General features: G+C 67.0%; 19 protein-coding genes. 18 read left to right on the top strand and 1 reads right to left on the bottom strand.

The window, feature by feature from the left end; translation table 11 throughout:
- Positions 1 to 14: 14 nt before the first annotated feature.
- The 4 genes from coaD to OEX18_13555 all read left to right on the top strand — a co-directional run bounded on the left by coaD (position 15) and on the right by OEX18_13555 (position 3,631).
- Entirely contained in the window at positions 15 to 506 is a 492-nt protein-coding gene (gene coaD / locus OEX18_13570; protein ID MDH4338296.1) for a pantetheine-phosphate adenylyltransferase, read from the top strand.
- Between the two features lie 110 nt (positions 507 to 616).
- A complete protein-coding gene (gene obgE / locus OEX18_13565) occupies positions 617 to 1,597 on the top strand; it encodes a GTPase ObgE (protein MDH4338295.1) in 981 nt (326 codons plus the stop codon).
- A gap of 36 nt (positions 1,598 to 1,633) precedes the next feature.
- On the top strand, positions 1,634 to 2,710 hold the full coding sequence (gene dprA, locus OEX18_13560) for a DNA-processing protein DprA (GenBank protein ID MDH4338294.1): 1,077 nt from the start codon (positions 1,634 to 1,636) through the stop codon (positions 2,708 to 2,710).
- A gap of 12 nt (positions 2,711 to 2,722) precedes the next feature.
- Positions 2,723 to 3,631, top strand: coding sequence for a lysophospholipid acyltransferase family protein (locus OEX18_13555; GenBank protein ID MDH4338293.1), 909 nt, complete (start codon positions 2,723 to 2,725; stop codon positions 3,629 to 3,631).
- Between the two features lie 20 nt (positions 3,632 to 3,651).
- Here the strand turns inward: OEX18_13555 and OEX18_13550 are convergent, their stop codons facing one another.
- Entirely contained in the window at positions 3,652 to 3,969 is a 318-nt protein-coding gene (locus OEX18_13550) for a DUF3467 domain-containing protein (protein MDH4338292.1), read from the bottom strand.
- 216 nt (positions 3,970 to 4,185) lie between these two features.
- On the opposite strand from OEX18_13550, the gene rfaE1 reads away from it, so the two are divergent.
- The 14 genes from rfaE1 (at position 4,186) to fabF (ending at position 15,739) form a co-directional block, all read left to right on the top strand.
- Complete coding sequence (gene rfaE1, locus OEX18_13545) at positions 4,186 to 5,190, top strand: D-glycero-beta-D-manno-heptose-7-phosphate kinase (GenBank protein MDH4338291.1); 1,005 nt, start codon at positions 4,186 to 4,188, stop codon at positions 5,188 to 5,190.
- Positions 5,187 to 5,699: an adenylyltransferase/cytidyltransferase family protein gene (locus OEX18_13540; GenBank protein MDH4338290.1), complete on the top strand. Its 513-nt coding sequence runs from the start codon at positions 5,187 to 5,189 to the stop codon at positions 5,697 to 5,699. Before rfaE1 ends, OEX18_13540 begins: the two co-directional genes overlap by 4 nt.
- 5 nt (positions 5,700 to 5,704) lie before the next feature.
- Positions 5,705 to 7,051, top strand: coding sequence for a cyclic 2,3-diphosphoglycerate synthase (locus tag OEX18_13535; GenBank protein MDH4338289.1), 1,347 nt, complete (start codon positions 5,705 to 5,707; stop codon positions 7,049 to 7,051).
- A 29-nt stretch (positions 7,052 to 7,080) separates the two neighbouring features.
- Positions 7,081 to 8,214, top strand: coding sequence for an ADP-forming succinate--CoA ligase subunit beta (gene sucC, locus OEX18_13530; protein ID MDH4338288.1), 1,134 nt, complete (start codon positions 7,081 to 7,083; stop codon positions 8,212 to 8,214).
- A gap of 22 nt (positions 8,215 to 8,236) precedes the next feature.
- Positions 8,237 to 9,130: a succinate--CoA ligase subunit alpha gene (gene sucD, locus OEX18_13525; protein ID MDH4338287.1), complete on the top strand. Its 894-nt coding sequence runs from the start codon at positions 8,237 to 8,239 to the stop codon at positions 9,128 to 9,130.
- A gap of 47 nt (positions 9,131 to 9,177) precedes the next feature.
- Entirely contained in the window at positions 9,178 to 9,579 is a 402-nt protein-coding gene (gene ndk / locus OEX18_13520) for a nucleoside-diphosphate kinase (GenBank protein ID MDH4338286.1), read from the top strand.
- Positions 9,580 to 9,642: 63 nt separating this feature from the next.
- Positions 9,643 to 10,134, top strand: coding sequence for a DUF177 domain-containing protein (locus OEX18_13515; GenBank protein MDH4338285.1), 492 nt, complete (start codon positions 9,643 to 9,645; stop codon positions 10,132 to 10,134).
- 45 nt (positions 10,135 to 10,179) lie between these two features.
- Positions 10,180 to 10,365 carry a 50S ribosomal protein L32 gene (gene rpmF, locus OEX18_13510; protein ID MDH4338284.1) on the top strand — a complete coding sequence of 62 codons (186 nt, stop codon included), beginning with the start codon at positions 10,180 to 10,182 and terminating at the stop codon, positions 10,363 to 10,365.
- Between the two features lie 4 nt (positions 10,366 to 10,369).
- The gene (gene plsX / locus OEX18_13505; GenBank protein ID MDH4338283.1) at positions 10,370 to 11,386 is read left to right on the top strand and encodes a phosphate acyltransferase PlsX; all 1,017 of its coding nucleotides are present in this window, start codon (positions 10,370 to 10,372) and stop codon (positions 11,384 to 11,386) included.
- Positions 11,376 to 12,371: a ketoacyl-ACP synthase III gene (locus OEX18_13500; GenBank protein MDH4338282.1), complete on the top strand. Its 996-nt coding sequence runs from the start codon at positions 11,376 to 11,378 to the stop codon at positions 12,369 to 12,371. The genes plsX and OEX18_13500 overlap by 11 nt, the downstream gene beginning before the upstream one ends.
- Positions 12,364 to 13,305, top strand: coding sequence for an ACP S-malonyltransferase (gene fabD / locus OEX18_13495; protein MDH4338281.1), 942 nt, complete (start codon positions 12,364 to 12,366; stop codon positions 13,303 to 13,305). The genes OEX18_13500 and fabD overlap by 8 nt, the downstream gene beginning before the upstream one ends.
- A gap of 79 nt (positions 13,306 to 13,384) precedes the next feature.
- Positions 13,385 to 14,143 carry a 3-oxoacyl-[acyl-carrier-protein] reductase gene (gene fabG, locus OEX18_13490; protein ID MDH4338280.1) on the top strand — a complete coding sequence of 253 codons (759 nt, stop codon included), beginning with the start codon at positions 13,385 to 13,387 and terminating at the stop codon, positions 14,141 to 14,143.
- Between the two features lie 27 nt (positions 14,144 to 14,170).
- Complete coding sequence (gene acpP / locus OEX18_13485) at positions 14,171 to 14,407, top strand: acyl carrier protein (protein ID MDH4338279.1); 237 nt, start codon at positions 14,171 to 14,173, stop codon at positions 14,405 to 14,407.
- An 81-nt stretch (positions 14,408 to 14,488) separates the two neighbouring features.
- Positions 14,489 to 15,739 carry a beta-ketoacyl-ACP synthase II gene (gene fabF / locus OEX18_13480; protein MDH4338278.1) on the top strand — a complete coding sequence of 417 codons (1,251 nt, stop codon included), beginning with the start codon at positions 14,489 to 14,491 and terminating at the stop codon, positions 15,737 to 15,739.
- The last annotated feature ends 149 nt before the right edge of the window (positions 15,740 to 15,888 follow it).

Below are 15,888 nucleotides of genomic sequence, written 5' to 3'. Positions count from 1 at the left end.
CAGGGAGGCCCCCCATGAGTCGCGCACTCTATCCCGGCACATTCGATCCAGTCACCCTGGGGCACGTGGACCTCATCCACCGCGCCAGCCGCCTGTTCGACGAAATCGTGGTCGCGGTGGCGGAATCGCGCGACAAGGGGGCGTTCTTCACGCTGGCGGAGCGAACCCGGCTGGTGAAGGCGTGCGTCAAGGGGGTCGACAACGTTCGCGTGACCAGTTTCCGCGGCCTGCTGGCCGAGGAGTTCCGCCGCGAGAAGGTGGACGTGGTGATCCGCGGCCTGCGCGCTGTGTCCGACTTCGAGTATGAGCTCATGCTGGCGCTCATGAACCGCAAACTCGACAAGCGCTTCGAGACCGCCTTCCTCATGCCCAGCGAACAGTACATCTACCTGCACAGCTCGCTGGTGCGGGAGGTCTTCTCGCTGGGCGGCGACGTCTCCCGTCTGGTACCGCCACCGGTACTGGCCGCGCTCAACAAGCGCCGCAAGGGCAGGCGCCGCCGTTGACCGCGTGGGCGCGGGTCTGTTAGTCTCACGGCTCCTCCGAAGGGTTCGTCCTCCCGTATATCCCAGCAGGTTGACGGCGCGCGTACGCGCGCCGCGAAAGGTTTCTGCGCGTGTTCATCGATCGTGTCATTGTGGAAGTCCAGGCCGGCGACGGCGGCGACGGCTGCGTTTCGTTCCGGCACGAGAAGGGCGCGCCCCAGGGCGGGCCCAACGGCGGTGACGGCGGCCGCGGCGGCGACGTGATCCTGCGCGCGTCGCGTGCCGTCTCCACACTTATCGATTTGCACTACCACCGTCTCTACAAGGCGGGACGCGGCGAGCACGGCAAGGGCAAGAGCCAGACCGGGCGCCAGGGCGACGACGCCGTCATCGTGGTGCCGCCGGGCACGGTGGTGCGCAATGCCGACAGCGGCGACACCATGGGCGAACTGCTGGCCGACGGCGACTCGCTGGTGGTGGCGAAGGGCGGCAAACCCGGCCTCGGCAACGAGCGCTACAAGAGCGCACGCAACCGCACCCCGCGCCAGTTCACCTACGGCGGCGACGGCGAGGCACGCAAACTCGAGATCACGCTGAAGCTCATCGCCGACGTCGGTCTGGTGGGTGAGCCCAACGCGGGCAAGTCCACGCTGATCAGCACGGTCAGTGCCGCGCACCCCAAGATCGCCGACTATCCGTTCACCACCACCACGCCGGTGCTGGGGATCGTGCGCTGGGACGAGCACAAGGCGTTCGTGATGGTCGACATTCCGGGTCTCATCGAGGGCGCGCACCACGGGCGCGGGATGGGCAAGGCGTTCCTGCGCCACGTGGAACGCTGTCGCGTGCTGCTGTACATGGTGGACGTGCTGCACCCGGACCCCGCGGCCGCCTACCAGATGCTGCGCAGCGAGCTCATGCACCACGACCCCGTGCTGCTGGAGCGCCGCAGCATTCTGGCACTGACGAAGTGCGACGCAATTCCCGGCGGCACGAAGGGCGTGGACCCGGCGCTGCTGCGGCTGCACGAGTGCACCATCCCCATCTCCGCGGTTTCGGGCGAGGGAATGGACGTGCTGCTGCGCGAAATCGGAAAACGGTTGGAGGGGTAGGGCAGAGGAAGACGGGAGGTGGGGTGGATGGAGACCATGCGAACCGCACTCGCGGTTCTGTGTACGCCGGATATCACCGCGGGCGACTGGGCGCAGCTGGCAGCGCTCGATCCCGCTGAAGTCTTGGCCGACCTGCGCGCCAACGGGCCCGCGCTTTCGGGCCTGCTGGGCAAGCGGGTGGGGCCGACCGACTGGGCGCGCGTCGACGCGCAACTCGAGCTGGCTGCGCGGGCCTGCGCCACGGCGGTCACGCTGTGGGATGCGTCCTACCCGCCGCGCCTGAAAATGCTGCCGTTCGCGCCGCCGCTGCTCTTCGCGCGGGGCAGGGTCGAGGCACTGGCCGCGCCCATGCTGGCGGTGGTGGGGACACGCGCGCCAAGCGCAGCGGGCACCGCGTTCGCGCGCCGCCTGGCGCAGGCCGTGACCGCGTCCGGTATCGGCGTCGCCAGTGGCCTGGCGCGCGGCATCGACACCGCGGCACACCGCGGGGCGCTGGCGGGAGGCGGTGGCACCGTCGCCGTGCTGGGCACGGGCGTGGACGTGGCGTATCCGCGCGAGAACGCCGCCCTGCTGGAGACCATCGCGGATTGCGGGTGTGTGGTGTCGGAGCAACTCTGCGGCACCCAGGCCACCCCGCACGTCTTCCCGCGGCGCAATCGCATCATCAGTGGTTTGTCCGAGGCGGTGGTGGTGGTGGAAGGCGGCCCGCGCAGCGGCGCGCTGATCACCGCCCGCTGGGCGCTGGACCAGGGGCGCGAAGTGGGTGCCGTGCCTGGGTTCCCGGGTGACTTCCGCAGCGCGGGCCCCAACCGGCTGCTGCGCGAGGGCGCGTTCCTGGTGGAAGACGCTGTGGACGTGCTCAACAATGTGACCGCGCTGGGTGCGGTTGCGGGGGCGTGGTCCCCGGGGCGCGGGCAGGAGCGGGAGCGCGTGGATGCGGACGCGGACCACGCGCGCGTGCTGGCCGCGCTGTCGGCGGGCGCCGGCGTGGACGAGGTGGCGGCGGCAGTGGGGCTCGACGCGCAGCGCGTGCAGGAGATACTCTCGCGCCTGGAGATCGATGGATACGTGGTCCGGGACGGCGGGGGCCGTTTCGTGCGCACGCCGCGGTGAGGCGCGGCACCGGTGTCGGTACGATCAATCAGACATTCTCTCGAGTACGGGGCGGTCAAGGCTTCCATGGCGGCCGCCGGGACGTTGCCGATTCCGGTCTTGCAGCACATCGGCGCCGGTGCGGGTGCCCTGGCATTCGACGTGTTCCGGGTGCGGCGCGGTGTAACGGTGGACAACATCGAACGCGCGCTCGGTGTGACGCGTGCCGAGGCGGTTCGAATTGGCCGCGCGGCCTACCGCAATCTGGGACGCGCGATGTTCGAGTTTGCCGCCTTCGCCAGGTTGACACGCGAAAACGTGCGGGATCTGGTTTCGCTGGACGGAATGGAGCACTTGCGCGACGTGCGGGAGCACGGACGCGGGGCCGTGTTCGTCACCGGGCACCACGGCAGCTGGGAACTCCTGGGCGCGGTCATGGCCGCGAACGGGTTTCCGGTGGATTACCTCGTCGGGCAGCAGAGCAACGAGCGGGTGGACGAGGTCATGAACGAACTGCGCGGCAAGCTGGGCAGCGGGATCATCCGGCGCACGATGGCGTTGAAAAAGGTGCTGCAGACGCTGGGTGACAATCGCATCGTCGCCATGCTTGCAGACCAGGACGCCCGCTCGCAGGGGATCATGGTGGACTTTCTCGGGCGCCCGGCTTCCACAGTGCGCGGACCCGCGCTTTTCGCCGTCCGGCGGCAATGCCCCCTCGTGACCGGGTTCATCCACCGCGAGGGGAGCCGGCACCGCGCCTACATCAACCCGCCCCTGTACCCGCCGCCTGGCGTGCCCGAGGAGGAAGCGGTCCACTACCTCACGCAGGGCCACGCCGACGCGCTCGCCGCCCACATCCGTGCCTATCCGGAGGAGTACTTCTGGCCGCACCGGCGCTGGAAGACAAAGGCCGCGCAGGACAATCCGCACCTGCCTGAATGACAAATAGTTACGCGATTAGCTTAAGGTTGTTTCGATGGCGAGTTGGGCTGGAAGCCAATCGGACCGCGGGTGGGGTCCCCGGGGATCAACTTGATTTCGCCGTGCTCGGATTCGAACCGCTTGAGGTTGCTCTCCAGCGTGCCCATGAGCGCCTTGGCGTGCTGGGGCGTCATCACGATGCGGGAGAAGACCTTCGCCTTCTGGGCACCGGGCAGCATGCGGGCGAAGTCCAGGACGAATTCCGACGGGGAGTGGGTGATGATGACGAAGTTGGAGTAGACGCCCTCCCACTCCTTGTCGCCGATCTCGATGTTGACGGTGCGCTGCTCGGGGTTCATGGGTGCTCCTTAATTGGGGTCGCCCCGGCGGGGGCTCCCGCTGTGGCCGCGCCCAATCTAACACGCCACGCCGGTGCCGGCAAGCTGCCCGCCCCCTCGTCTTGACACCCCCGGAGGCCTATGGTAGCGTGACGGCGCTCGGTCATTTGCGCCGCACACCCAACCTCCCGCCCCGTTACCCTGCGGTCTGGGGCTTTTTTTTGAGGAGTTTTCGACTTGAGTCTGACGCCTGGAATGCGTCCCACGCTGCCCGCGGAGCGGGTTCTTGAATACGTGGGCCGGTTTTCGCGCGCCACCGTTGCCGTGCTGGGCGACGTGATGTTGGATCGCTACTTCTGGGGCGACGCGGAGCGGATCTCCCCGGAAGCACCGGTGCCGGTGGTGCACGTGACGCGCCGCAGCAAGCGACTCGGCGGGGCGGCGAACGTGGCCGCCAACCTGCGCGCGCTGGGACTCTCCACCGAGTTGATTTCGGTGCGCGGCGCCGATCGCGAGGGGCGCGAACTCGCGCGCATGCTCGGCCGCCGCGAGATCGGTACCGCGGCATTGGTGGAGGCGCGCGGACGCACCACCACCGAGAAGGTGCGCATCATTGCGCGCAGCCAGCAGGTGCTGCGCGCCGACTTCGAGACCGACGAACCGCTGGCGGGTGCGGTGGCGGATGCGGTGTACGACAACGTGGCGCGCCTCGCCGACACGGCGGATGCGCTGGTGGTGTCCGACTACGGCAAGGGGGTCGTGGTGCAGGATCGCCTCGCGGGCGCGATCGCCGCGTGGCGGGATCGCGGCAAACCCGTCCTGGTGGACCCGCACATTCCACACTTCGCCTGGTACCGGGGCGTCACCCTCATCACACCCAACGCGCGCGAGGCGCACGCCGCCGCCGGCATCGACTACCGCCGCGGCAACGACCCCGCGGCACTCGCCTTCGACGTGCTGAAGCGGATGGGCCTGGATGCGCTCCTGGTCACGCGCGGCGAGGACGGCATGAGCCTCTATTATAGAGAGTCACAGCAGGTGCACATTCCCACCGTGGCCAAGCAGGTGTTCGACGTGACCGGCGCGGGGGACACGGTGATCGGCGTGCTGGCTGCGGGTCTTGCCACCGGCGTCGACATGCTCGACGCGGTGGTCATGTCCAACCAGGCCGCCGGCGAGGTGATCAAGGAGGTGGGCACGTCCACCCTCAGCGCCGCGGAACTGGTGGCGGCGTTCCGATGAGCGCGGCGGGGGGCGATGTGGCTGCGCGCTCGGTGATTCCGCGCGAGCGCCTGGAGCAGGTGGCGCGCGCGTGGCGCGACGCCGGCCGGCAGGTGGTCTTCACCAACGGGTGCTTCGACCTGCTGCACCCCGGCCACCTGGCGCTGCTCGAGGCGTCCGCCGCCGAGGGCGACGTCCTGCTGGTGGCGATCAACGGCGACGCGTCGGTGACGCGTCTCAAGGGGCCGGGGCGCCCCATCTATCCGGCCGCCGAGCGCGCAGAGCTGCTGCTCGCGCTGCGCTGGGTGGACGCGGTGACGGTGTTCGAGGAGGACACGCCCCGCGAAACCATCGAGATGGTGAGGCCGCAGGTACTGGTGAAAGGCGCCGAGTACGGCGCGGGCGCAATCGTGGGTGAGGATCTGGTGGTCGGCGGCGGTGGGCGCGTGGTGCGCTTCGCGATGAAACCCGGGTACTCAACGTCCGCAGTCGTTTCCAAAATGAAGGAGCGCGGCTCGTCCGCGAAATAAACACCATGGCACGAACACGCATCGTCATCCTGGGCGCCGCCGGGCGCGACTTCCACAACTTCAACGTCCTCTACCGCAATCACCCCGACATCGAGGTGGTGGCGTTCACCGCGACCCAGATTCCACACATCGACGGCCGGGCATACCCGCCCGAGCTTGCCGGTGCGGACTATCCGGGCGGAATTCCCATCATCCCGGAGACGGAACTGCGCGAACTCCTGCAGCGCGAAGAACTGGACGCGGCCGTCTTCTCATACAGCGACGTTCCTTACGACTACGTGATGCGCCGTTCCGCGCTGGTGAATGCGTACGGGGCGGACTTCGTTCTGCTGGCGCCGCGGCGGACCATGCTGCCCAGCGTGAAGCCGGTGATAGCGGTGAGCGCCGTGCGCACCGGCAGTGGCAAGAGCCAGACCACGCGCAAGATCGCCGAGCTCATGCGCGAGCGCGGCTACCGCGTGGTGGTGGTGCGGCACCCGATGCCGTACGGCGATCTCGCCGCGCAGGCCGTGCAGCGCTTCGGTTCCTATGAAGACATGGAGACGCAAAACTGCACTATCGAGGAGCGCGAGGAGTACGAGCACCACGTGGCGGCGGGCAGTATCGTGTACGCCGGTGTCGACTACGCCTCCATCCTCAAGGAGGCCGAGAAGGAGGCGGACGTGGTGCTGTGGGACGGTGGCAACAACGACGTACCCTTCTACCGCCCGTCGCTGTGGGTGACGGTGGCGGACCCGCACCGACCCGGACACGAGATCAAGTACTACCCGGGCGAGATCAACGTGCACCGGGCCGACGTGGTGGTCATGAACAAGATGGACTCGGCGGATCCGAAGGCGGTGGAGCAGGTGCTGGCCAACGTGCGCGCACTCAATGCCGCCGCAACCATCGTGAAGGCGAAGTCGCCGGTGAAGGTGGTGGGCGACGCGGGAATCATGCGCGGCAAGCGCGTGCTGTGCGTCGAAGACGGCCCCACGGTGACGCACGGAGAGATGCGCCTGGGGGCGGCGGTGGTGGCGGCGCAGGCGAATGGTGCTGCGGAGATCGTCGACCCGCGACCGTGGGTGGTGGGCGAGATCAAGGAGACCTTCGAGAAGTACCCGCACATCGGGCCGCTGCTGCCCGCCATGGGATACGGCGACGAACAGATCGCCGACCTGGAGAAGACCATCAACGCGATTCCCTGTGACGTCGTTCTCATTGGCACGCCCATCGACCTCACCCGCCTGGTGAAGATCGAGAAGCCGTGCCTGCGCGTGACGTACTCACTGGAGGAAATCGGAACGCCGACGCTCGCGAGCATCATCGATGACTTCGTGGCGCGGCACCCGCGCAGCGCGGGAGACGCCTGACCCCGAATACACGTTCATAAGGAGCCAACATGAAGATCCACGAGTATCAGGCCAAGGAACTGTTCGCGCGCGCAGGCATTCCGGTTCCACCCGGAACCGTGGCGCGCACGCCCGCGGAGGCGGAAAAGGCGGCGGCCGCCATCGGCAAGCCCGTTGTCGTGAAGGCGCAGGTGCTGGTCGGCGGGCGCGGCAAGGCGGGTGGGGTGAAACTGGCGGCGACGCCGGCCGAGGCGCGTGAGAAGGCGGAGAAGATCCTGGGCATGGACATCAAGGGGGAGACGGTTCAGAAGGTGCTGGTCACCGAGGCGGTGGACATCGATCGCGAGATCTACGTCGGCGTCATCATGGATCGCCGCACACACCGCCCGCTGATCATGGCGTCCGCGGAGGGCGGGGTGGAGATCGAGGTCACCGCGCGCGAGAAGCCGGAGGCCATCCAGCGCGTGACGGTGGACCCGCTGTACGGGCTGCACCCGTTTGCGGCCCGGCGCCTGGCCGCGGCGCTGGTGGTCGACGCCGACCTCACGCGTCCCGCGGCGGACATCATCGAGAAACTCTACCGTGTCTACGACGAGAGCGATGCCAGCCTGGCCGAGATCAACCCGCTGGTGGTCACGAAAGACCGCCGCGTGCTGGCCATCGACGCCAAGATGAATTTCGATGACAACGCGCTCTACCGCCACACGGACATCGAGGCCATGCGCGACGCCGAAGCCGAGGACGAGGGCGAGGCACGTGCGCGCGCCGAGGGGCTCTCGTTCGTGCGCCTTTCCGGCAACGTGGGCTGCATCGTCAACGGCGCCGGCCTGGCCATGGCCACCATGGACCTGGTGAAGGAATTCGGCGGGCAACCGGCCAACTTCCTCGACATCGGCGGCAGTTCGCGTCCCGAGAAGGTGGTAACGGCGCTGTCCATCATTCTGGCGGACAAGAGCGTGCGTTCGATCCTGTTTAACATCTTCGGCGGCATCACCCGCTGCGACGACGTGGCGCGCGGTCTGGTTACCGCGTTTGACAAAATGAAACTCGACCTTCCGGTCGTGGTGCGCCTGACCGGCACCAACGAAGCCGAGGCGCGCGAGATACTGCGCAAGGTCCCGTCGCTGCACACCGCTGAAACCATGGACGAGGCCGTCAAGAAGGCCATCGCGCTCGCGGCGTGACGCGACGCAAGGAGGAAACAACGTGAGCATCCTGATCGACAAGAATACGCGCCTGGTGGTGCAGGGAATCACCGGCCGGGACGGTTCGTTCCACGCGTCGCAGATGAAGGCGTACGGCACCAACCTGGTGGCCGGGGTGACCCCGGGCAAGGGTGGAAGCAAGTTCGAGGACACCGTTCCGGTTTTCGATTCCGTGCACGAAGCCGTTGCCGCCACCGACGCCAACACCTCGGTGATCTACGTGCGCGCGCCCTTTGCCGCGGACGCCATCTGCGAAGCGGCCGACGCCGGGGTGAAGCTGGTGGTGTGCATCAGCGAGGGCGTGCCGGTGCGCGACATGCTGCGGGTGATGCCGTTTCTGAAGGAGCGCGGCGTGCGCCTGGTGGGTCCCAACTGCCCCGGCCTGATTGCTCCGGCGGAGAAGGTGCGGGTGGGGATTCTGCCCACCAACATCGTACTCCCGGGCTCGGTGGGAGTTGTGTCGCGCAGTGGAACGCTCACCTACGAGGTGGTGTTCCAGCTGACCCGCGAGGGCATCGGCCAGTCTACCTGCATCGGCATCGGGGGCGACCCGGTGATTGGCACCAACTTCATCGACACCCTGCGCATGTTCGAAGCGGATCCGAAGACTGAGGCGGTGGTGATGATCGGCGAGATCGGTGGTTCCGACGAGGAGGAGGCCGCTGCGTTCATCAAGGCGAACATGAAGAAACCGGTGGTGTCGTTCATCGCCGGGCAGACCGCGCCTCCGGGAAAGCGCATGGGACATGCGGGTGCCATCGTGACCGGCGGATCGGGTACCGCGGCCGAGAAGGTCGCGGCGCTCGGCGCGGCCGGTGTGCCGGTGGCGCGGGTTCCGTCGCAGATCACCGGGCTGGTGAAGGCGGCGGTGCCGGCACTGAAGCGCGGCGCCTGAACCCGCGAGAAGCGCACCCTCGATACTCACTAAGGAGACAGACAGCAATGAAGACCTTGCTCATGATCAAACCGGACACGGTGGCGGAAGGGCGTATCGGCGATATTGTGGCGGTGGTGGAGCGCAACCGCTTCCGCATAAACCGCATGCTGATGACGCGTTTCAGCCGCGAGCGCGCCGAGCGCTTCTACGACATGCACCGTGAGCGCCCGTTCTTTGCCGATCTGGTCGGTTACATCACCAGCGGGCCCGTGCTTGCCATGGAAGTGGAGGCGGAGGAAGCGGTTAGCCGCATCCGCGATCTCATCGGGGCCACCAACCCGGCCGACGCCCGCCCCGGGACCATCCGCGCCATGTACGGTAAGAGCTTGCAAAATAACGCGGTACACGCTTCGGATTCGCCCGCGTCGGCGGAAAAAGAGCTTGAAATTGCCTTTTCCGGGGCATAGAGTCGTCGGCACTCGTATCAAACCGCCCTTCCCGAGAGAGACTACCGTTCAGGCGGGAGCAGGATGATCATCGACCTGCGCGAGTTGGTGCACCTCCGTGGCGATATCGAAGGAGACGTGGTCACCCGCGTCGACGATCCGGTTGCCGGAGAACTGATTGTGCCTTGCCATGTCACGGTGGACTACCGCCAGTCGCAGGGTACCTTTTATCTGCATGGCTCGGTGGACGCGGACGTCGGGACGGTTTGTCATCGGTGCCTGGAGCCGGTGACGAGCCGGGTGAGCGGCGTCTTCGACGTCATTGTGCGTCGCGGGGTGGCCGAAGGTGGTGGGGGTGATGACATGATCATCCTCGCTTCCCACGAGTACGAGGTGCCGCTGGAACCGCTGGTCCATGAAGCGGTGGTGGTGAGCGTACCCATGGTCGTGGCATGCCGCGACGACTGCAAGGGGTTGTGTCCGGGGTGCGGCACCAATCTGAACGCGGGTTCCTGTACCTGCAAGGACAAGGGAGATTCGCGCTGGGATGCCCTGCGCGACGTGAAGTTGGACTGACATCGTCCGGCCGGATGGTGTCTTCCGGTTGTTGAAGGAGAAAAAATGGCCCTGCCCAAGAGAAGACTATCCAAGACGCGCAAGCGGAAGCGGAGAACCCACTGGAAACTCTCCGCACCCGGCCTGACGCGTTGCAGCCACTGCAACCAGCCCAAGACGCCGCACAGCGTGTGCCCCAACTGCGGGTTCTACGCCGGGCGCGAAGTCGTTCGGATCGAAGAGGAGCTGTAACAGCGTGCGCGTCGCGGTTGACGCGATGGGTGGCGACAAGGGCCCCAGGGTCGTCGTTGCCGGCGCGATCGACGCCGCGCTCGCGCGCCCCGGGGAGATTCGCCTCATCCTCGTCGGCCGGGAAGAGCAGCTCCGACCGCTGGTGGGGGGGCTGGACGCCTCGCTGGTGGAGATCGTGCATGCGTCCGAGAGCATCGACATGCACGAGTCGCCCGCCAACGCGATCCGCAAGAAGAAGGATGCATCCATCAGCGTCGCCCTGCGCCTGATTCGCGAGGGCCGCGCGGATGCCATGGTGAGCGCGGGCAACACCGGTGCGGTGGTGGCCAGTGCGCTTCTCACCATCGGCCGTCTGCACGGGGTTTCCCGCCCCGCCATTTCCACCCTGTGGCCCAACAAGCGCAAGGGCGCCGTGGTGCTGGACGTCGGCGCCAACCACGAATGCACGCCCAAGAATCTGCTCCAGTTTGCGGTGATGGGCTCGGTGTACTCCGAGATGAGCGTCGGGGTGAAGAACCCTCGCGTGGGACTGCTCAACATCGGCGAGGAGCGCAGCAAGGGAAACGAACTGGTGCGCGACTCGTACGCATTGCTGGAGGCGGATCCGCGCATCAACTTCGTGGGCAACGTGGAGGGGCGCGACGTGTTCGACGGCGCCGCCGACGTGGTGGTATGTGACGGATTCGTCGGCAACGTGATCCTCAAGTTCTCCGAAAGCATCTACTCGTTCCTGTCGCACCTGGTGCGCGACGAGATTCGGCGCGGGTTGCTGGCCAAGGCCGGCGCGCTGCTGATGAAGCCTGCGTTTTCGTCGGTGCGCTCCCGGCTCGACTACGCCGAGTACGGCGGGGCCCCGCTGCTGGGAGTGAAGGGGGTCGTGATCATCTCGCACGGCAAGAGTTCGCGCCGTGCCATCAAAAACGCCCTGCTGGCCGCGGCCCGTTCGGTCAACGCGGACGTCAACCGTCACATCGAGGAGCGCTTTGCTTCTCAGTCGGAGCGTGTGGCCAGTGTCTCTTAGATCGTCGCGTATCATCGGTACCGGGCACTACGTCCCCGACCGCGTCCTCACCAACTTCGATCTCGAGAAGATGGTGGAGACCTCGGACGAGTGGATCACCACGCGCACGGGGATTGCCACGCGCCGCATCGCGGCGCCCGGGCAGGCGTGCTCGGACCTGGCCCTGGCCGCGGCGGAGCGCGCGCTGGAAATGGCGGGCGTGAAGGCCGCGGATCTGGACGGCGTACTGGTGGGCACCATCAGCGGAGACATGCAGTTTCCGGCCACCGCCGTCCTCATCCAGGACCGCCTGGGCGCGGTGAACGCGGCCGCCATGGACGTGAGTGCGGCGTGCAGCGGATTCATCTACGGGGTGAACCTGGCCCACGGGATGATCGCGTCGGGACAGATGGACCGGGTGCTGGTGGTGGGTGCGGAGGTACTGAGCAAGTTCGTGGACTGGACGGACCGTTCCACCTGCGTGCTCTTCGGTGACGGCGCGGGCGCGGTGGTCATGGAACCGTGCCCGATGGGAGAGGGTTTGCTTGCCACCTACATGAAGAGCGACGGGTCGCTGGCGGAGCTCCTGTGCATCCCCGGTGGTGGCTCGCGCATGCCGTTCAACCCCGACGCGATGATGGAGCGCCAGCAGTACATCAAAATGAAGGGTGACGGCGTTTTCAAGTGGGCCGTGCGTGCCATGACGGACGCCGCACGCATCGTGATGGACGACGCCGGCAAGACCATCGAAGACCTGGCGCTGGTCATTCCGCACCAGGCCAACATACGCATCATCGACGCCGTGGTGGAGCGCATGGAGGTGCCGGCCGAGAAGGTGGTCGTCAACCTCGATCGCCTGGGCAACACGTCGTCGGCCACCATTCCCATCGCCTACGATGAAGTCGTGCGTGAGGGACGCCTCAAGCCGGGGGACCTGGTGGTCTTCACCGGCTTCGGTGGCGGGTTCACCTGGGGATCGATTCTGCTGCGTCACGCGATTGCCTGAACGAACGGGAGGGAAGAACGACATGCAGGTGGGCATGCTGTTTCCGGGACAGGGATCCCAGTTCGTCGGAATGGGCAAGGACTACTACGACACCTTCGCCGAGGCGCGGGACGTGTACCGCGAGGCCAACGAGGCGCTCGGCTTTGACATCACCGGACTCTCCTTTTCCGGCGACATGGAGGAATTGACGCGGACCAAGAACGCGCAGCCCGCCATCCTCCTGCACAGTATGGTGATACTGCGCGTGCTGGAGACGCGCGGCGTTCATCCCGGCATGGTGGCGGGGCACAGCCTGGGAGAGTTCTCCGCGCTGGTGGCGGCCGGTGTCTTTCGTCCCACGGACGCGCTGAAAGTCGTGCGCCGCCGTGGCGAACTCATGTACGACGCGGGCGTCAAGCGCCCCGGAACCATGGCCGCTATTATCGGTATGGACGAACCGGGGGTGGAGGCATGCGTGCGCGACGCGGGCGGGACGGTGGTCGTCGCCAACTACAATTCGCCGGGGCAGTACGCCATCTCCGGCGACGTGGACGCGGTCGATCGCGCCTGCGCGCTGTGCAAGGAGCGCGGTGCCAAGCGGGCGCTCAAGCTCCCGGTGAGCGGCGCGTTTCATTCCCCGCTCATGGAACCGGCGGTGTCCGAGTTCCGCGACTTCCTGGCGACGTTTCCCGCGGGCGAATTGCGCGTGCCGTGGGTGGCCAACGTGACCGGTGACGTGGTCACGGATTCGGACGCGGTGCAGGACCTGCTGTCGCGACAGCTGTCGTCCCCCGTGCAGTGGACCCGCAGCATGCGCGTGTTCGCCGAGCGTGGTCCCGCGACCATCTATGAGGTGGGGCCGGGCGCGGTGCTGGCCGGATTGATGAAGCGGATCGTCAACGGATGCGGGGTGGTGTCGCTCTCCAGCGTGGAGACCATCCCTGCCGGCGCGTAAGTTTTTCTTTCCGGCGGCTTCCGCGGTCTGCTATAAGGTTACGTCCCGACTGCCGTTCGCCGGAGGATGAGCCGAAACCGTGGAGGCCGACCTGAATCTGACCGGAAAAGTCGCGGTGGTGACCGGCGCGGCCCGGGGCATCGGCCACGTGATCGCCGGCCGCCTGGCCGGTGCGGGTGCGGCGGTGGCGCTGGTGGACCTGGTGGAGGACGCGGTGGTGGGCGCGGCCGCGGAGATCGGCGCGGGGGGAGCGACCGCGCGCGGGTATGCCTGCGACGTGTCGTCGTTTGAGGCCGCGGAAGCGGCCGGGGCGCGGATCCTGGCCGATCTCGGCCGGGTCGACGTGCTGGTCAACAACGCGGGGATCACCCGCGACCGCCTCTTCGTACGCATGACACCGGAGGACTGGTCGCAGGTGCTTGCGGTGAATCTGACCGGCGCGTTCAATTTCACGAAGGTCATGGCCCCGGTGATGCTCAAGCAGCGCGCGGGCAGCATCGTGAACATCGCGTCGGTGGTGGGGCAGTCGGGCAACGCGGGTCAGGCCAACTATGCCGCCAGCAAGGCCGGCTTGATCGGCCTGACCAAGTCGCTCGCGCGGGAGTTTGCCGCCCGCGGCGTGCGTGTGAACGCGGTGGCACCCGGCTTTATTCGTACGGCAATGACGGACGCGCTGACCGAGGAAGTGCAGGCGCAGATGCGGCAGCTGATCCCGCTGGGTCGCCTGGGCGAAGCGGGAGACGTAGCCGACGTGGTGATGTTCCTGGTTTCGGACCTGGCGAACTATGTGACGGGCCAGGTCATCAACTGCGACGGTGGCATGATCACGGCGCGATGAGCGCCGTGCAGGAGGTGAACGACGCACATGTCGGATATCGAAGCGAAAGTTAAGAAGATCATCGAAGAGAAGCTTTCCGTGAACGCGGATCAGATTACCAATGACGCCCGCTTTGCGGAGGATCTGAAGGCGGATTCGCTGGACACGGTTGAGCTGGTCATGGCGCTCGAGGACGAGTTCGGTCTCGACATCCCCGACGAGGAGGCCGAGAAGATCAAGACGGTCCAGAACGCCATCGACTACATCACGTCCAAGGCCGGTTGATCCAACGATCGCGGGCGGACCACCCGCCGCCCCTGGCGCCCGCTCCGCGGGCAGACGGTGGTCCGGTCGTGCTTTTGTGAAATGAACGAGCAACGATCCAGGAGAGTCGTGATCACCGGGGTCGGCCTCGTGACCGGGTGTGGTAACACCACCGCGGACACGTGGACCGCCGTAACCACCGGACGCAGCGGAGTCGCCGCCATCGAGCGCTTCGATGCGTCGGCCTATCCCACCCGGATAGCGGCGGAGGTGCGGCACTTCGAGCCCGCGGAGTACATCGATGCCAAGGACTCCCGGCGCACGGACCGCGTGGTGCACCTGGCCGCGGCGGCCATGCGCGAGGCGGTTGCCGGGATCGACTTCGACCGGCTCGACCGCGACCGCATCGGCGTGGTGATCGGCTCCGGCATCGGTGGTATCAACACCTTCGAGCAGCAGCACGCCATCATGCTTGCGCGCGGTCCGGGCAAGGTGAGCCCGTTCTTCATCCCCATGATGATCTCGGACATGACCTCGGGTTATGTGTCGATGGCGCTCAACCTGCGCGGACCCAACTACACCACCGTTTCCGCCTGTGCCTCGGGCGGCAACGCCATTGCGGATGCCTTCATGCTCATCCGTTCCGGGCTGGCCGACGGTGTGGTCACCGGCGGATCGGAGGCGGCCATCACCCCCATGTCGTTCGCCGGGTTCTGCTCGGCGCGGGCCATGTCGCGTCGCAACGACGACCCCCAGGGCGCTTCGCGCCCCTTCGACGCGCAGCGGGATGGTTTCGTGATGGGGGAAGGCGCCGGCATCCTGATGGTGGAGGAGCTGGAGCACGCGCGACGGCGCGGTGCAACCATCCTCGCGGAGATCGTTGGCATCGGGCTCACCGGGGATGCCTTCCACATGACCTCGCCAGCGCCCAACGGTGAGGGTGCGGTGCGCGCCATGCGCATGGCGCTGGATGTGGCCGGCATGGAGCCCTCGGCCGTGGACTATGTCAACGCGCATGGCACCAGTACCGAGCTCAACGACGCCAGTGAAACCGCGGCCATCAAGCAGGTCTTTGGCGATCACGCGCGCCGCTTGATGGTCAGCTCCACCAAGTCCATGGTGGGTCACCAGCTGGGTGCGGCCGCGGCGGTTGAGATCATCCTGTGCGCCCTCGCCATCCGCGACGGCATCGTCCCTCCCACCATCAACCAGGAAACGCCCGACCCCGCGTGCGACCTCGACTACGTTCCCAACGCCGCGCGCCGCCAGCGCATCGACAGCGCGCTGTCGAATTCATTCGGTTTCGGCGGGCACAACGTATCCCTCATCATACGTCGATTCAGCGACGGCTAGCGACGGGTCGGTGGGCGGCGTGTTCCGTAGGCTGATTTCGCGATTCGCCGCCTCCCGACGCCCCGGACTGCCGGTGGATCAGGCGCAGCTCGCGCTGCTCGAGTCCACGCTGGACTATCGCTTTCGTGATCGCGCGCTGCTCACCGCCT

This window comes from Candidatus Krumholzibacteriia bacterium (genome assembly GCA_029865265.1).
In the GTDB taxonomy this organism is placed as follows: domain Bacteria; phylum Krumholzibacteriota; class Krumholzibacteriia; order WVZY01; family JAKEHA01; genus JAKEHA01.
Note: the sequence above shows the minus strand (reverse complement) of the source record. Positions and strands in the feature narration are given on the sequence as shown.

Bases quoted from the DNA above. Each gene is read 5' to 3' on its own strand.
- OEX18_13550 (MDH4338292.1), bottom strand. From the start codon at position 3,969: ATGAACCCCGAGCAGCGCACCGTCAACATCGAGATCGGCGACAAGGAG.
- ndk (MDH4338286.1), top strand. From the start codon at position 9,178: ATGAAGACCTTGCTCATGATCAAACCGGACACGGTGGCGGAAGGGCGT.
- sucC (MDH4338288.1), top strand. From the start codon at position 7,081: ATGAAGATCCACGAGTATCAGGCCAAGGAACTGTTCGCGCGCGCAGGC.
- OEX18_13540 (MDH4338290.1), top strand. From the start codon at position 5,187: ATGAGCGCGGCGGGGGGCGATGTGGCTGCGCGCTCGGTGATTCCGCGC.
- acpP (MDH4338279.1), top strand. From the start codon at position 14,171: ATGTCGGATATCGAAGCGAAAGTTAAGAAGATCATCGAAGAGAAGCTT.
- OEX18_13515 (MDH4338285.1), top strand. From the start codon at position 9,643: ATGATCATCGACCTGCGCGAGTTGGTGCACCTCCGTGGCGATATCGAA.
- rpmF (MDH4338284.1), top strand. From the start codon at position 10,180: ATGGCCCTGCCCAAGAGAAGACTATCCAAGACGCGCAAGCGGAAGCGG.
- dprA (MDH4338294.1), top strand. From the start codon at position 1,634: ATGCGAACCGCACTCGCGGTTCTGTGTACGCCGGATATCACCGCGGGC.
- OEX18_13535 (MDH4338289.1), top strand. From the start codon at position 5,705: ATGGCACGAACACGCATCGTCATCCTGGGCGCCGCCGGGCGCGACTTC.
- fabF (MDH4338278.1), top strand. From the start codon at position 14,489: ATGAACGAGCAACGATCCAGGAGAGTCGTGATCACCGGGGTCGGCCTC.
- coaD (MDH4338296.1), top strand. From the start codon at position 15: ATGAGTCGCGCACTCTATCCCGGCACATTCGATCCAGTCACCCTGGGG.